Here is a 13,830-nt window from a genome sequence, read left to right on the forward strand (position 1 = left end):
GATGAAAAAGCTGTTGTCATAGGTTACTCTGCCTGCGATTTACGCTCCTGACACTGAACGAAAACGAACAACCTGTGTTATCGCCATCGGAGCGGTAAATATCACGGCGGGAAGTGAACTTCGCACCACATCACAACTCTAAGCGCATGCTTGCTCAGAAACATGAGATGTGCTGGCAGTTACTTTTATGCATATGAAAAATTTGGGGAGACATTACCTCGGATGAGCGAGCAGTTAACGGATCAGGTCCTTGTCGAGCGGGTACAGAAGGGAGATCAAAAAGCGTTCAACTTACTGGTGATCCGTTACCAGCATAAAGTGGCGAGTTTGGTTTCACGCTATGTTCCCTCGGGCGACGTGCCTGATGTAGTACAGGAATCGTTTATTAAAGCGTATCGCGCACTGGACTCTTTCCGGGGCGATAGCGCGTTTTATACCTGGCTGTACCGCATTGCGGTAAACACAGCGAAAAATTACCTGGTTGCTCAGGGGCGTCGTCCGCCATCCAGTGATGTGGATGCCATTGACGCAGAAAATTTCGAAAGTGCGGGTGCATTAAAAGAAATTTCGAACCCTGAGAACTTAATGTTGTCTGATGAATTGAAACAAATTGTCTTTCGTACCATCGAGGCGCTACCCGAGGACTTGCGTATGGCAATCACCCTCAGGGAACTGGACGGTCTGAGTTATGAAGAAATTGCCGTCATTATGGATTGCCCGGTAGGCACTGTTCGATCACGTATCTTTCGTGCGCGAGAGGCCATTGATAACAAAGTTCAACCGCTTATCCAACGTTAGTGATAACGGCTACTGGAAGGGTACATAGGCATGCAGAAAGAAAAACTTTCCGCTTTAATGGATGGTGAGACCTTAGATAACGAGCTGTTTTCCGCCTTGTCTAAGGACGCAGAACTACAGAAAAGCTGGGCGGGCTATCACCTTATTCGCGATACCATGCGCGGTGATGTGGGCGATGTCCTGCATTTTGATATCTCTGCGCGTGTCGCTGCTGCTATCGAAAAAGAACCGTTGCGTACGGTTACCACGCTGATCCCTGAAGCTCAGCCAGAACCTTCCCGCTGGGAAAAAATGCCGTTCTGGAAAAAAGCGCGTCCGTGGGCTGCGCAACTGACTCAGGTGGGCGTAGCTGCCTGTGTATCACTGGCCGTGATCGTGGGTGTTCAGCACTACAACCAGCCGCAGGGTAGCGCCACGCAGACGTCTGACTCTCCGGTGTTCAATACGCTGCCGATGATGGGTAAAGCCTCACCGGTGAGCCTGGGTGTGCCGTCCGATGCCTTTGACACCAACAGCTCAAATCAGCAGGTTCAGGATCAGCGTCGTCGCGTGAACGCCATGCTGCAGGACTATGAACTGCAACGTCGTCTGCATGCTGATCAGCTCCAGTTTGAAACCAATGCGCCAAAACAGGCGCAGGTTGATGTTCCCGGAAACCAGTCATTAGGACAGCAGCAGCAGTAATGAAGCCGTTTTGGTATGCTGTTAGCCTGCTGACAGGCAGCCTGTTTTGGTCATCTGCCGCCCCGGCGCAACCTACTGCGTCCGGGGCGCTATTGCAGCAGATGGAGCAGGCAAGTCAGAACCTCAATTACGAATTTGCTTATATCAACGTCTCGCGCATCGGCATTGAATCACTGCGTTATCGTCATGCTGTGATCGATAACCGGATATTCGCGCAGCTGTTGCAGATGGACGGGCCACGTCGGGAAGTGATCCAGCGTGGCAACGATATCAGCTACTTCGAACCCGGCCTTGATCCTTTCTCGCTTCCTGGCAATCACATTATTGACGCTTTGCCGTCGGTGATTTTTGCTGATTTCACCAAACTCGCCACTGCCTACGATTTTATTACCGTGGGTCGCTCGCGCATTGCCGATCAGATGTGTGATGTGCTGCGCATCGTGTCACGCGATGGCACCCGTTACAGCTATGTGGTCTGGCTGGATGTCGATACCAAGCTGCCGCTACGTATCGACCTGCTCGATCGTGACGGTGAAACGCTGGAGCAGTTCCGCGTCATCAGCTTTGCGGTGGATGAAGGGGTGCGCAATCTGATGCAGGGGCTGGAGAAAGCGAATCTTCCACCGTCGCTGTCCGTGCCGAAAGGGGACGCGGTTACCGTCGCCTGGCAGCCAGGCTGGATACCCGCAGGCATGTCGCTGGTGTCGCAGAATCGTCGCACGCTGCCGGGGCTAAACAAAAATATTGAGTCGAAGCTCTACAGCGATGGTCTGTTTAGTTTCGCGATCAACGTGACGCCAGCCGATAAAACCAGTACAACGCAGACATTGCGCACTGGGCGTCGTACGGTCCAGACCGTTGTGCGCAATAATAACGAAATTGCGGTGATCGGTGAATTACCGCCCTCAACCGCAAAACGTATTGCGGACAGCATCGATCTGGGGTCACAAAAATGATGAGAGAATGGGCCACCGTAGTGGCATGGCAGGATGGCATTGCCACACTGCACACCGAAGCAAAAACGTCCTGCAACAGCTGTCAGGCACGTAAAGGCTGTGGCAGCCATATGCTGAATAAACTCGGTCCGAAGAATGCTCACGTGATGCAGATTGCCAGCAGCAAGCCACTGCAGCCAGGACAGCGCATTGAGCTAGGCATCAAAGAGAGCAGCCTGCTGGGTTCGGCGCTGCTGGTCTACATGACGCCGCTGTTTGGCCTGTTCGTGGTTGCTGGCCTGTTTCAGTCGCTGTTCAGCAGCGATCTGGCGGCTGCCTGTGGCGCACTGCTGGGCGGCATCGGCGGTTTTATTGTCGCGAAAGGCGTTTCGATGAAATTTGGCGATCGCGAAGCCTTCCAGCCGGTCATTCTGAACATCGCTCTACCTCCCGATGCGCTGCGTGTTGAAAGCGAAGCGTAATGTACGTCCAGGCCGCGCATCCCGCGGCCTTCGTCTGTTCTGCCTTGCGCAGATACCTGTTTCGCTTCCACCACGTTCCATTCTTTTATGCGCGGCGTTAACAGTGTAATATGCGTCGTCATTAATGAGGCTGACAGGATTGTGGGTAAAGAGCGATCTTCCTGAATGTGTCTGTGCTCAGATTTTCAACTGAATTTTAAGCGAAGATATCCCTATAAATGAAGCACATAAGAAATTTCTCCATCATCGCTCATATCGACCATGGTAAATCTACGCTCTCTGACCGCCTTATTCAGATCTGCGGTGGCCTCTCTGACCGTGAAATGGCTGCGCAGGTTCTTGACTCTATGGATCTGGAGCGTGAGCGTGGCATTACTATCAAAGCACAGAGCGTCACACTCGATTACCACGCGAAAGACGGCGAAACTTACCAGCTCAATTTCATCGATACTCCGGGCCACGTAGACTTCTCTTATGAAGTTTCCCGCTCACTGGCTGCCTGCGAAGGTGCATTGCTGGTGGTGGATGCGGGTCAGGGTGTTGAAGCGCAGACACTGGCGAACTGCTACACCGCGATGGAGATGGATCTGGAAGTAGTGCCGGTTCTGAACAAAATTGACCTGCCGGCCGCCGATCCCGATCGCGCTGCGCAGGAGATTGAAGATATTGTCGGCATTGATGCGGCTGATGCGGTGCGCTGCTCCGCTAAAACCGGCGTCGGCGTTCCGGACGTGCTGGAACGCTTAGTGCGCGATATTCCGCCGCCGGAAGGCGATCCGGAAGGTCCGCTGCAGGCGCTGATTATCGATTCCTGGTTTGATAACTATCTGGGCGTTGTCTCGCTGGTGCGTGTGAAAAACGGCACCATGCGTAAAGGTGACAAGATTAAAGTTCTCAGCACAGGCCAGGTTTATAACGCTGACCGCCTGGGTATCTTTACCCCAAAACGTGTCGACCGTAATGAACTGAACTGCGGTGAAGTCGGCTGGCTGGTCTGCGCCATTAAAGATATCCTCGGCGCACCGGTGGGCGATACCCTGACCACCGCACGCAACCCGGCAGACAAAGCGCTGCCAGGCTTTAAAAAAGTGAAGCCGCAGGTGTATGCCGGTCTGTTCCCGATCAGCTCTGACGACTATGAAGCGTTCCGTGATGCGCTCGGCAAGCTGAGCCTGAACGATGCCTCACTGTTCTATGAGCCAGAAAGCTCAACGGCGCTGGGCTTTGGTTTCCGCTGTGGCTTCCTCGGTCTGCTGCACATGGAGATCATCCAGGAGCGTCTGGAGCGCGAATACGATCTCGATCTGATTACCACTGCACCGACGGTAGTGTATGAAGTCGTGACCACCGGCGGCGAAATTGTTCATGTCGACAGCCCATCCAAGCTGCCGCCACTGAATAACATCGAAGAACTGCGTGAGCCGATAGCGGAATGTCACATGCTGCTGCCGCAGGAGTATCTGGGCAACGTCATCACGCTCTGTATTGAGAAACGTGGCGTGCAGACCAACATGGTTTACCACGGCAATCAGGTTGCACTGACGTATGAAATTCCGATGGCAGAAGTGGTCCTCGACTTCTTTGACCGTCTGAAATCCACCTCGCGCGGTTATGCCTCGCTGGATTACAACTTCAAACGTTTCCAGCCTTCAGACATGGTGCGCGTCGATGTACTGATTAACTCTGAACGTGTGGATGCGCTGGCGCTGATTACCCACCGCGACAACGCGCCTTATCGCGGACGCGATCTGGTTGAGAAAATGAAAGATCTCATCCCGCGCCAGCAGTTTGATATTGCGATTCAGGCTGCCATTGGCAACCACATTATCGCGCGTTCAACGGTTAAACAGCTGCGTAAAAACGTTCTCGCCAAGTGTTATGGCGGTGACGTCAGTCGTAAGAAAAAACTGTTGCAGAAACAGAAAGATGGTAAGAAACGTATGAAGCAGGTTGGTAACGTTGAGCTGCCACAGGAAGCGTTCCTCGCCATTCTGCATGTCGGTAAGGACAGCAAATAAGGATTTCCAATGGCTAATATGTTCGCCCTGATTCTGGCGATAGCGACGCTGATTACTGGCATCGTGTGGGTAATTGATCGTTTCAAATGGGCACCCGAGCGTCGCGCGAAACAGGCGGCGGCACAGGCTCAGACCGGTAACGCACTTGACAGCAAAACGCTGGCGAAAGTCTCTTCACAGCCAGGCTGGGTTGAGACCACCGCATCCGTGTTCCCGGTGCTGGCCGTGGTTTTCATCGTGCGTTCGTTTATTTACGAACCGTTCCAGATTCCCTCTGGCTCGATGATGCCAACACTGCTGATTGGCGATTTTATCCTGGTGGAGAAATTTGCTTACGGCATTAAAGATCCGATTACCCAGACGACGCTGATCCCAACCGGTCAGCCGAAGCGCGGCGACATTGCGGTATTTAAATACCCGAAAGATCCGAGCCTGGACTACATTAAGCGCGTTATTGGCCTGCCAGGCGATAAAGTCATCTATGATCCTTACAGCAAAACGCTGACGGTGAAACCGACCTGTGGTGATGATAAAGCCTGCGACACAGCGCTAGCAGTGACTTACACCGACGTTGAGCCAAGCAACTTTATCCAGACCTTTAGCGGCTTTGATGGCAACGAAACCGGCAACGGTTTTTATCAGGTGCCACAGGGCGATACCCTGCGCGGTGGTCTGCGCCTGGGAACACGCAAAGAGACAATCGGTAACGTGACGCATGACATTCTGCTGGTTAACGAAGCGCAGAGTCAGGCGGGCATGTATTATCAGCAGCCGGGTCAGCCGCAGGCGAGCTGGGTCGTGCCGAAAGGGCAATACTTCATGATGGGCGACAACCGTGATAATAGCGCCGACAGCCGCTACTGGGGCTTTGTCCCGGAGCGTAATCTGGTCGGCAAAGCGGTCGCTATCTGGATGAGCTTTGAGAAACAAGAAGGTCAGTGGCCAACCGGCGTGCGATTCAGTCGCATCGGCGGTATCCACTAATAATTTTGTCTGATTAACAGGCAAATCGGGTGGCCTCCTCAGGGAGGCCACTGCACACCAAACGGAACGTGCTGGACTGCCAGCCCCGTTTGGTATGCAGAGTCACAGACGCAACAAAGAACTGGAATCGCATGAACCCCATCCTGATTAACAAGCTTCAGCGCAAACTGGGCTACACTTTTACTCATTCGGAACTGTTACAGCAGGCCCTGACGCACCGCAGCGCCAGCAGTAAGCACAACGAGCGCCTGGAATTTCTGGGCGATTCTATTCTTAGCTATGTGATTGCGAATGCCCTTTATCACCGCTTCCCGCGTGTTGATGAAGGTGACATGAGCCGCATGCGTGCCACGCTGGTGCGTGGCAATACGCTGGCTGAAATGGCTCGCGAATTTGATCTTGGCGAGTGTCTGCGCTTAGGGCCGGGGGAGCTGAAAAGCGGCGGTTTCCGTCGCGAATCGATCCTGGCGGATACGGTGGAAGCGCTGATTGGCGGTATCTTCCTCGACAGCAGCATCGAGCGGGTAGAGCAGCTGATACTCGACTGGTATCAGACGCGCCTGGATGAAATCAGTCCTGGCGACAAACAAAAAGATCCCAAAACGCGCCTGCAGGAGTATCTGCAGGGACGTCATCTGCCGCTGCCAAGTTATCTGGTGGTGCAGGTGCGTGGCGAAGCCCACGATCAGGAATTCACCATTCACTGTCAGGTGAGTGGCATGGCCGAGCCGGTCGTCGGCGTTGGCTCCAGCCGTCGTAAAGCCGAGCAGGCAGCGGCTGAACAGGCACTGATAAAATTAGGTCTCGAATAGGTTTGTCGGGGTGACAGTGCCGGACGCTGAATCAATCACCCTCTGACAGCGCTATCCCGGCGTCAGAAGACGCTGAATGACACATGACTCAAATAGCACTCTTCGGCGCCGTATCAGGCGCTGAACAATTCAGGACTCGAATGAGCGAAAACGTTACTTATTGCGGCTTTGTCGCGATTGTTGGCCGACCAAACGTCGGTAAATCCACCTTACTGAACCAGTTACTGGGGCAGAAGGTGTCGATCACCTCGCGTAAGCCGCAAACCACGCGCCACCGCATCATGGGCATTCATACTGAGGGCAACTATCAGGCGATCTACGTCGATACTCCCGGTCTGCACATGGAAGAGAAGCGCGCCATTAACCGTCTGATGAACCGTGCAGCCAGCAGTTCCATTGGCGATGTAGAGCTGGTGATCTTCGTCGTTGAAGGTACCCGCTGGACGCCAGATGATGAGATGGTATTAAACAAACTGCGCGACAATAAAGTGCCGGTTGTGCTGGCTGTGAATAAAGTCGACAACATCCAGGATAAAACTATTCTGCTGCCGCATCTGCAGTTCCTCAGCCAGCAGATGAACTTTCTTGATATCGTGCCAATCTCTGCTGAGAGCGGCAAAAACGTCGATACCATTGCGGCCATTACCCGTAAGTATCTGCCGCAGGCCGATCATCACTTCCCGGAAGATTACATCACCGATCGCTCTCAGCGCTTTATGGCGTCAGAGATGATCCGTGAAAAACTGATGCGCTTCCTGGGCGCTGAACTGCCTTACTCCGTCACCGTGGAGATTGAGCGCTTCGTGACTAACGAACGCGGCGGTTATGACATCCATGGTCTGATTCTGGTCGAGCGTGAAGGGCAGAAGAAGATGGTGATTGGCAATAAAGGTGCCAAAATCAAAGTCATCGGAACAGAAGCACGCAGGGACATGGAAGAGATGTTCGAAGCGAAAGTGCATCTCGAACTGTGGGTAAAAGTGAAATCCGGCTGGGCAGATGACGAACGAGCGCTGCGCAGCCTGGGTTATACAGACGATCTCTGATTCAATGGAAGGCTGGCAACGCGCCTTTGTGCTGCATAGTCGTCCCTTCAGCGAAACCAGCCTGTTGCTCGACCTGTTCAGTGAAAACGAAGGGCGGGTAAGGGTGCTGGCCAAGGGCGCACGCTCGCGGCGCTCCCAGCTGAAAGGTGCGTTACAGCCTTTTACTCCGCTGCTGGTTCGCTGGAGCGGGCGCGGGGACGTCAAAACCCTGCGCAACGCCGAAGCGGTGTCGCTGGCTTTACCGCTCAGCGGCATTACGCTCTACTGCGGTCTCTACGTCAATGAACTGGTCTCTCGCGTATTGCAGCCGGAATCGCCCTTCCAGGAACTCTTCTTCGACTATCTAAACTGCCTTCAGGCATTAGCCTCAACGCACGGCAAGCCCGAACCGGCACTGCGCCGTTTTGAACTGGCGCTGCTCGGTCACCTGGGCTACGGCGTCGACTTCCTGCATTGCGCCGGCAGCGGCGAGCCGGTCAGCGACGACATGACGTACAGCTACCGTGAAGAGCGTGGTTTTATCGCCAGTCTGGTGGTCAATCAGCGCAGCTTTACCGGCCGTGAGTTGCACGCCCTGTGCGAGCGTGAGTTTCCCGATGCCGACACGCTGCGCGCTGCGAAGCGGTTTACCCGTATTGCCCTTAAGCCCTACCTGGGTGGCAAACCGCTGAAAAGTCAGGAGCTTTTCCGCCAGTTTATCCCAAAGAAAAAGCCCGAACAGGCAGATGAATAGCGCAGGGTATACCGACGGTTTATCGTTGCGCGGTACACTCAACATCACGATGGAAAAGAAGTGAGGATGGTTATGGCTGAGTTGCTGTTAGGCGTCAATATCGATCACATTGCTACGGTGCGTAACGCCCGTGGGACAAACTATCCCGATCCGGTGCAGGCGGCGTTCATCGCCGAGCAGGCAGGCGCAGATGGCATTACGGTTCACCTGCGCGAAGATCGCCGTCACATTACCGACCGCGACGTGCGTATTCTGCGTGACACCATCCAGACGCGCATGAATCTGGAGATGGCGGTCACCGATGAGATGATTGGCATCGCCTGTGATATCCAGCCCCATTTCTGCTGTCTGGTGCCGGAAAAGCGTCAGGAAGTGACCACGGAAGGCGGTCTGGATGTGGCAGGGCAGCAGGAGAAGATGAACGCGGCCGTACGACTGCTGCGTGACGCGGGCATTCTGGTTTCACTGTTTATTGATGCCGACCACCGCCAGATCGAAGCGGCCGTTGCCACGGGTGCACCTTACATCGAAATTCACACCGGCGCTTATGCCGAGGCACCCGAGGGACGAGCGCGTGACGCAGAACTGGCACGCATTCGCCATGCCGCGACCTTTGCCGCCAGCCTGGGGCTGAAGGTAAATGCCGGTCACGGTCTGACCTATCACAACGTGCTGCCGATTGCGGCGCTGCCGGAAATGCATGAGCTGAATATCGGCCATGCGATTATCGGGCGTGCGGTGATGAGTGGCCTGCCGGATGCGGTCAAAGAGATGAAGCAACTGTTGCGTGAAGCCCGCCGCTGATGGCTATTCTGGGACTGGGCAGCGACATCGTTGAAATTGAACGCATCGCCGGGGTGATAGCGCGTTCCGGTGACCGGCTGGCGCGTCGGGTATTGAGTCAAGCCGAATGGCAGCAGTATCAGGCGCACAAACAGCCGGTGCGCTTTCTCGCCAAACGCTTTGCGGTTAAAGAAGCGGCAGCCAAAGCCTTCGGCACCGGCATTCGCGGTGGTCTGGCGTTTAATCAGTTCGAAGTTTACAACGATGCGCTGGGTAAACCGGGGTTACGCTTCTTTCAGCAGGCCGCTGACGTGGCAGAGAAGCTGGGCGTTAACCACGTTCACGTGACGCTGGCCGACGAGCGTCACTACGCCTGCGCCACGGTAATCATTGAAAGCTAGCCGTGCAAAAGCACGAATTTATCCCACAGCGCATCGCGCGATTCGGTGTGCTGTGGGTCAGTGATAATGGTGTTGTCGATGGGGCAGACCCGCTGACAGGTTGGCGCTTCATAATGCCCGACGCATTCCGTGCAGCGGCTGACATCAATCTCATAGCTCGCATCGCCCAGTGAAATCGCCTGGTTCGGGCACTCCGGTTCGCACATATCACAGTTAATGCATCTGGACGTAATCAACAGCGCCATTTATCCCACCTGGTAACAACAGAAAAAACGCGGGTATTATACGCGCTGCTACTGATCAGACCAGCTTTTTCACCAGCGCTTCGCTGTGACGAATATGACTGGAGGCGCGTTCCGGATCGTTTTGCACCAGCGCCATAAACAGCAGATCGGTCAGGGCCAGTTGCGCCGTGGTCGAAGAGATCGCTGCGCTGCGGGTGCTCTGCTCTTCCGCCACCGTGTAAAGACAGTAGCTGGCGCTCTGCTGCAGGGTATTCGGTGTAAAGCCGGTAAACGCCACCACATCGGCCCCAACCTGAACCGCTTCCTGCGCCGCCAGATTAATCTCGCGCCGTTCCCCGGTATAGGAGATAGCGAGCAGCACATCGCCTGGCCCCATCGCCTGCACGCTGGCCAGCAGGGCGTGCATGTCCTGTTCCGCCACCGCATTAATACCAATCTTCATCAGCTTCCAGGAGAAGTCCTTTGCCACCAGGCCCGATGCGCCGATGCCGACCAGTAAAATGCGCCGGGCATTTTTCAGCAGTTGTAACACATCGTTGAGCTTCTCTTCGCTATTAATATCCAGCGTGGCGCGGATCGCCGAAAGCTTTTCGGTCAGCAGCTTTTCCCCCACCATTTTAAGCGGATCGTCGCTGAGAATATGGTTATGCACGGTAATGGCATCCTTGTCCGCCAGTGACTCACTCAGAGCCAGCTTAAGCGCCGGAAAGCCTTTATATCCCAGTTTCTGAGCAAACTTCACCACGCTCGACTGGCTGACGCCCGACTCTTCCGCCAGCTTTTGCGAACTCAGGTGACGTGCCCGATCGGGTTGCGACAGTAAAAAATCCGCCAGCCGGCGCTCGTTCAATGCCAGACGTGGATAAAGCTGGCGAATGCGCAGCAATGAACTCATGCCCAATCCTCGTAATTCAGGGATAATCAGTGAAGAATAAACTATTCATCGGGCATTGTAGTCATCGGAATTAAAAATGACCGTCATCGCCGTACCGCCTGATGATGGCTACACTACTCTTTATCATCCCGGAATCAGCCGTTAAGGAGAGTTGTTTGACCAGGGGAACACAACGTCGCATCGTATTTTTCGACCTCGATGGCACTTTGCATCAGCAGGACATGTTCGGCACCTTTATGCGCTATCTGCTGCGTCGCCGCCCGCTTAATCTGCTGCTGGTGGTGCCCTTACTGCCGGTGGTGGGCATCGGTCTGCTGTTTAAAGGCCGCGCGGCACGCTGGCCCATGAGCCTGCTGCTCTGGTCAATTACCTTTGGCCGCTCCGAGCAGACATTGCTGCGCCTCGAAGCCGACTTTGCCCGGTGGTTTCGCCTGCGCGTAAAAGCCTTTCCGATGGTGCAGCAGCGCCTGACGGATTACCTCGGCAGTGATGACGCTGACGTCTGGCTGATCACCGGATCGCCACAGTCGCTGGTAGAGCAGGTCTATTACGACTCCGCATTTCTGCCACGCGTTAAGCTGATTGCCAGTCAGATGCAGCGCGGCTGGGGCGGACGTGTGCTGGCGATGCGCTGCCTCGGCCATGAAAAAGTGGCTCAGCTTGAAGAGAAAATCGGCACGCCGTTACAGCTCTACAGTGGCTATAGCGACAGCAAACAGGACAACCCGCTGCTGTTCTTCTGTCAGCATCGCTGGCGTGTGACGCCGGCGGGTGAACTGCAACAGCTGGAATAAGTTTCGACACGCTCGCAGAGATCGCTATAATGCGCCGCTTTTCAGTCGCCCGGAGTGGTCAGCGTGAAACAACAAGATGAATACTGGATGCGCCACGCGCTAAGCCTGGCGCGCCGCGCCTGGGAGCAGGGTGAAGTGCCGGTGGGGGCTGTGCTGGTTCAGAACGACCGGGTGATTGGTGAAGGCTGGAACCGGCCCATCGGCCAGCACGATCCGACCGCGCATGCAGAGATCATGGCGCTGCGGCAGGGCGGTAAAATACTGGAAAATTACCGCCTGCTGGATACTACGCTTTACGTCACGCTGGAGCCGTGTGTGATGTGTGCCGGTGCCATGGTTCACAGCCGCATTAGCCGACTGGTTTATGGTGCGCACGATATTAAGAGTGGGGCGGCGGGGTCGCTGCTGGATGTGCTGGGCCACCCTGGCATGAATCATCAGGTTGAACTGCACAGCGGCGTACTGGCTGAAGAGTGTGCCGCCATGCTGAGCGACTTCTTCCGTATGCGTCGCGAGCAGCAAAAAGCGCTGCGTCAGGCGCAACGCCAGGGTTAGTTCATGGCGATCTTCGGTTCGACCGCCGGATAGCCCTTCGCCAGCTCGGCCTGGGCTTCAGCCTGCCGCGCCAGACGCTTCTCCTGCTCCTGCAGATAACCCACCAGGCTTATCTGATACTTGCGGATATTCTCCACGTAGTTATAGGCCTCATGCCCACGGGCATAGCCATAAGCTGTCTGAGTGTAGTAGCGCTTCTGGCTTAACATGGGCAGACGTAGCTTCACATCCGCCCAGCTGTCCGGATTACCGCCCTGGCGTGCCGTCAGCTTGCGGACGTCAAGCATATGGGCATAACCCATGTTATAAGCCGCCAGCGCAAACCAGATGCGCTCATCTTCCGGGATGGTCTGCGGCACCTTTGCCATCATATCCTGCAGATACTGACTGCCACCGCGAATGCTCTGTTCGGGATCGGTTCGATCGCCCACATCCAGGCTATCAGCAGTGTTACGCGTCAGCATCATCATGCCGCGCACGCCGGTCGGCGAGGTAGCCTGCGGGTTCCAGTGCGACTCCTGATAGGAGATCGCCGCCAGCAGCCGCCAGTCAATGCTGGTGGCGTACTTCTCAAACAGCGGCTTGATGTCGGGCAGCGTATTGTCGATGGCGCGCAGGAATGTGCGGGTATCAACATAGTCAAAGGTGCCGACGTGACCGAGATATTTCTCCTCCAGCCGTGCCATCGCGCCTTCTTCACCCATACCATTAAAGAAGTCGAGCATTGCTGCATTCAGGCTGTCGTCATCGCTGTGCCGCACATACCAGGTCACCGGCTCTTCATCGGTAACATCGAACGCCACCGCCAGCTGCGGATAGATGCGCTGCAGCAGAGCGATGGTCACCGAGTCACCAATGGTGTAGTCGAGCTTGCCGTCGGCGACCGCTTCCAGCAGGGCTTTAGGACTCTGATCGGTGGAGATCGCCCAGTCGAGATCGGGGAACTGATTGGAACGCGCGCTCTTCAGCGTGGACAGATAGGCCGATCCTGACGCAACCGTCAGCCGCCCCTTTAAGTCACCGAGGTTTTTAGGGCGTGGCTTATCCACGCGATAGACCAGCTGTTGTGAAACGTTGTAGTAACCTGGCCCGGTCTGATAGCGCGTCAGGCGTTCATTGTTGTAGTTCAGGCCAGCGGCCAGCAAATCGGCTTTATCCTCATCAAGGTCATCAAACAGATCGCTCAGGTTAGGACGAACCGTCACCTTCAGTCTGACGCCAAGATAATCGGCGAAGCGTTTTGCCAGCTCATAATCCATACCGACCGGTAACTGGTTAACTGTGTAGTACGTTAATGGGGAGTTGATGGTACTGACCCGCAGGACTCCCCGTGATTTAATCTGTGAAATCCTGTCCTGCCCACCCCCATACCAGGGAATGGATGGCCACAGCGCTAACGCTAATAGCACAGCAACCAGACCGATAAACAGATAATTAAATTTTAGGCGTTTCAAATAGTTATCTCTCGCTGGCTCTAAGGCCTCTGTCTTTTAAAGGCAGTATTTATCTTCTTTGAACTCCCAGAGCGAGGGGCATTTTGCGCAACAAAATCACACTGAGCAACTTTTATAGCAGCTTTTGTGCAAAATTCAGGCAAATCCGGGTTGCCAAAAATTGTGCGCAAACGGTTTCGTCGCGATGTCGCTTTCTCTATAATACGCCCCG

General features: G+C 54.9%; 16 protein-coding genes. 13 read left to right on the forward strand and 3 right to left on the reverse strand.

Annotation, left to right across the window (positions count from 1 at the left end; genetic code table 11):
• The first annotated feature begins 222 nt into the window (after nucleotides 1–222).
• From rpoE to acpS, 11 genes are all read left to right on the forward strand, one after another.
• Nucleotides 223–798: an RNA polymerase sigma factor RpoE gene (rpoE, locus tag QSK07_RS00425; protein WP_013358764.1), complete on the forward strand. Its 576-nt coding sequence runs from the start codon at nucleotides 223–225 to the stop codon at nucleotides 796–798.
• 30 nt (nucleotides 799–828) lie between these two features.
• Nucleotides 829–1,482 (forward strand): anti-sigma-E factor RseA, encoded by a 654-nt coding sequence (rseA, locus tag QSK07_RS00430; protein WP_098052590.1) that lies wholly within the window; start codon nucleotides 829–831, stop codon nucleotides 1,480–1,482.
• Entirely contained in the window at nucleotides 1,482–2,438 is a 957-nt protein-coding gene (gene rseB / locus QSK07_RS00435; protein ID WP_285720166.1) for a sigma-E factor regulatory protein RseB, read from the forward strand. Before rseA ends, rseB begins: the two co-directional genes overlap by 1 nt.
• Nucleotides 2,435–2,899 carry a SoxR-reducing system protein RseC gene (gene rseC, locus QSK07_RS00440; protein WP_033783909.1) on the forward strand — a complete coding sequence of 155 codons (465 nt, stop codon included), beginning with the start codon at nucleotides 2,435–2,437 and terminating at the stop codon, nucleotides 2,897–2,899. The genes rseB and rseC overlap by 4 nt, the downstream gene beginning before the upstream one ends.
• A gap of 218 nt (nucleotides 2,900–3,117) precedes the next feature.
• The gene (gene lepA, locus QSK07_RS00445; protein WP_033783908.1) at nucleotides 3,118–4,917 is read left to right on the forward strand and encodes a translation elongation factor 4; all 1,800 of its coding nucleotides are present in this window, start codon (nucleotides 3,118–3,120) and stop codon (nucleotides 4,915–4,917) included.
• A gap of 9 nt (nucleotides 4,918–4,926) precedes the next feature.
• On the forward strand, nucleotides 4,927–5,901 hold the full coding sequence (lepB, locus tag QSK07_RS00450) for a signal peptidase I (protein ID WP_033733550.1): 975 nt from the start codon (nucleotides 4,927–4,929) through the stop codon (nucleotides 5,899–5,901).
• Nucleotides 5,902–6,032: 131 nt separating this feature from the next.
• Nucleotides 6,033–6,713, forward strand: coding sequence for a ribonuclease III (gene rnc / locus QSK07_RS00455; protein WP_010257656.1), 681 nt, complete (start codon nucleotides 6,033–6,035; stop codon nucleotides 6,711–6,713).
• A 140-nt stretch (nucleotides 6,714–6,853) separates the two neighbouring features.
• Nucleotides 6,854–7,759, forward strand: a complete 906-nt coding sequence (gene era / locus QSK07_RS00460) for a GTPase Era (protein WP_098052593.1) — start codon at nucleotides 6,854–6,856, stop codon at nucleotides 7,757–7,759.
• Nucleotides 7,760–7,763: 4 nt separating this feature from the next.
• Nucleotides 7,764–8,492 (forward strand): DNA repair protein RecO, encoded by a 729-nt coding sequence (gene recO, locus QSK07_RS00465; protein WP_033733548.1) that lies wholly within the window; start codon nucleotides 7,764–7,766, stop codon nucleotides 8,490–8,492.
• Between the two features lie 72 nt (nucleotides 8,493–8,564).
• Nucleotides 8,565–9,296 (forward strand): pyridoxine 5'-phosphate synthase, encoded by a 732-nt coding sequence (gene pdxJ / locus QSK07_RS00470; protein WP_013358756.1) that lies wholly within the window; start codon nucleotides 8,565–8,567, stop codon nucleotides 9,294–9,296.
• Nucleotides 9,296–9,676, forward strand: a complete 381-nt coding sequence (acpS, locus tag QSK07_RS00475) for a holo-ACP synthase (protein WP_285720167.1) — start codon at nucleotides 9,296–9,298, stop codon at nucleotides 9,674–9,676. Before pdxJ ends, acpS begins: the two co-directional genes overlap by 1 nt.
• On the opposite strand, the gene QSK07_RS00480 is transcribed toward acpS, so the two are convergent.
• Entirely contained in the window at nucleotides 9,673–9,921 is a 249-nt protein-coding gene (locus QSK07_RS00480) for a YfhL family 4Fe-4S dicluster ferredoxin (RefSeq protein WP_285720168.1), read from the reverse strand. The two genes, acpS and QSK07_RS00480, sit on opposite strands and share 4 nt — an antisense overlap.
• Before the next feature lie 55 nt (nucleotides 9,922–9,976).
• Nucleotides 9,977–10,816: a MurR/RpiR family transcriptional regulator gene (locus QSK07_RS00485; protein WP_010257643.1), complete on the reverse strand. Its 840-nt coding sequence runs from the start codon at nucleotides 10,814–10,816 to the stop codon at nucleotides 9,977–9,979.
• A 155-nt stretch (nucleotides 10,817–10,971) separates the two neighbouring features.
• Between QSK07_RS00485 and yfhb the strand changes: the two genes are divergently transcribed.
• Together yfhb and tadA are read left to right on the forward strand one after the other, a co-directional pair.
• On the forward strand, nucleotides 10,972–11,610 hold the full coding sequence (gene yfhb, locus QSK07_RS00490; protein ID WP_285720169.1) for a phosphatidylglycerophosphatase C: 639 nt from the start codon (nucleotides 10,972–10,974) through the stop codon (nucleotides 11,608–11,610).
• 63 nt (nucleotides 11,611–11,673) lie between these two features.
• Nucleotides 11,674–12,165 (forward strand): tRNA adenosine(34) deaminase TadA, encoded by a 492-nt coding sequence (gene tadA / locus QSK07_RS00495; RefSeq protein WP_285720170.1) that lies wholly within the window; start codon nucleotides 11,674–11,676, stop codon nucleotides 12,163–12,165.
• Here tadA and mltF read toward each other — a convergent pair.
• Nucleotides 12,162–13,619, reverse strand: coding sequence for a membrane-bound lytic murein transglycosylase MltF (gene mltF, locus QSK07_RS00500; RefSeq protein WP_098052597.1), 1,458 nt, complete (start codon nucleotides 13,617–13,619; stop codon nucleotides 12,162–12,164). The two genes, tadA and mltF, sit on opposite strands and share 4 nt — an antisense overlap.
• Nucleotides 13,620–13,830: the final 211 nt, after the last annotated feature.

The organism is Pantoea sp. QMID4 (assembly GCF_030270445.1).
GTDB lineage: Bacteria > Pseudomonadota > Gammaproteobacteria > Enterobacterales > Enterobacteriaceae > Pantoea > Pantoea vagans.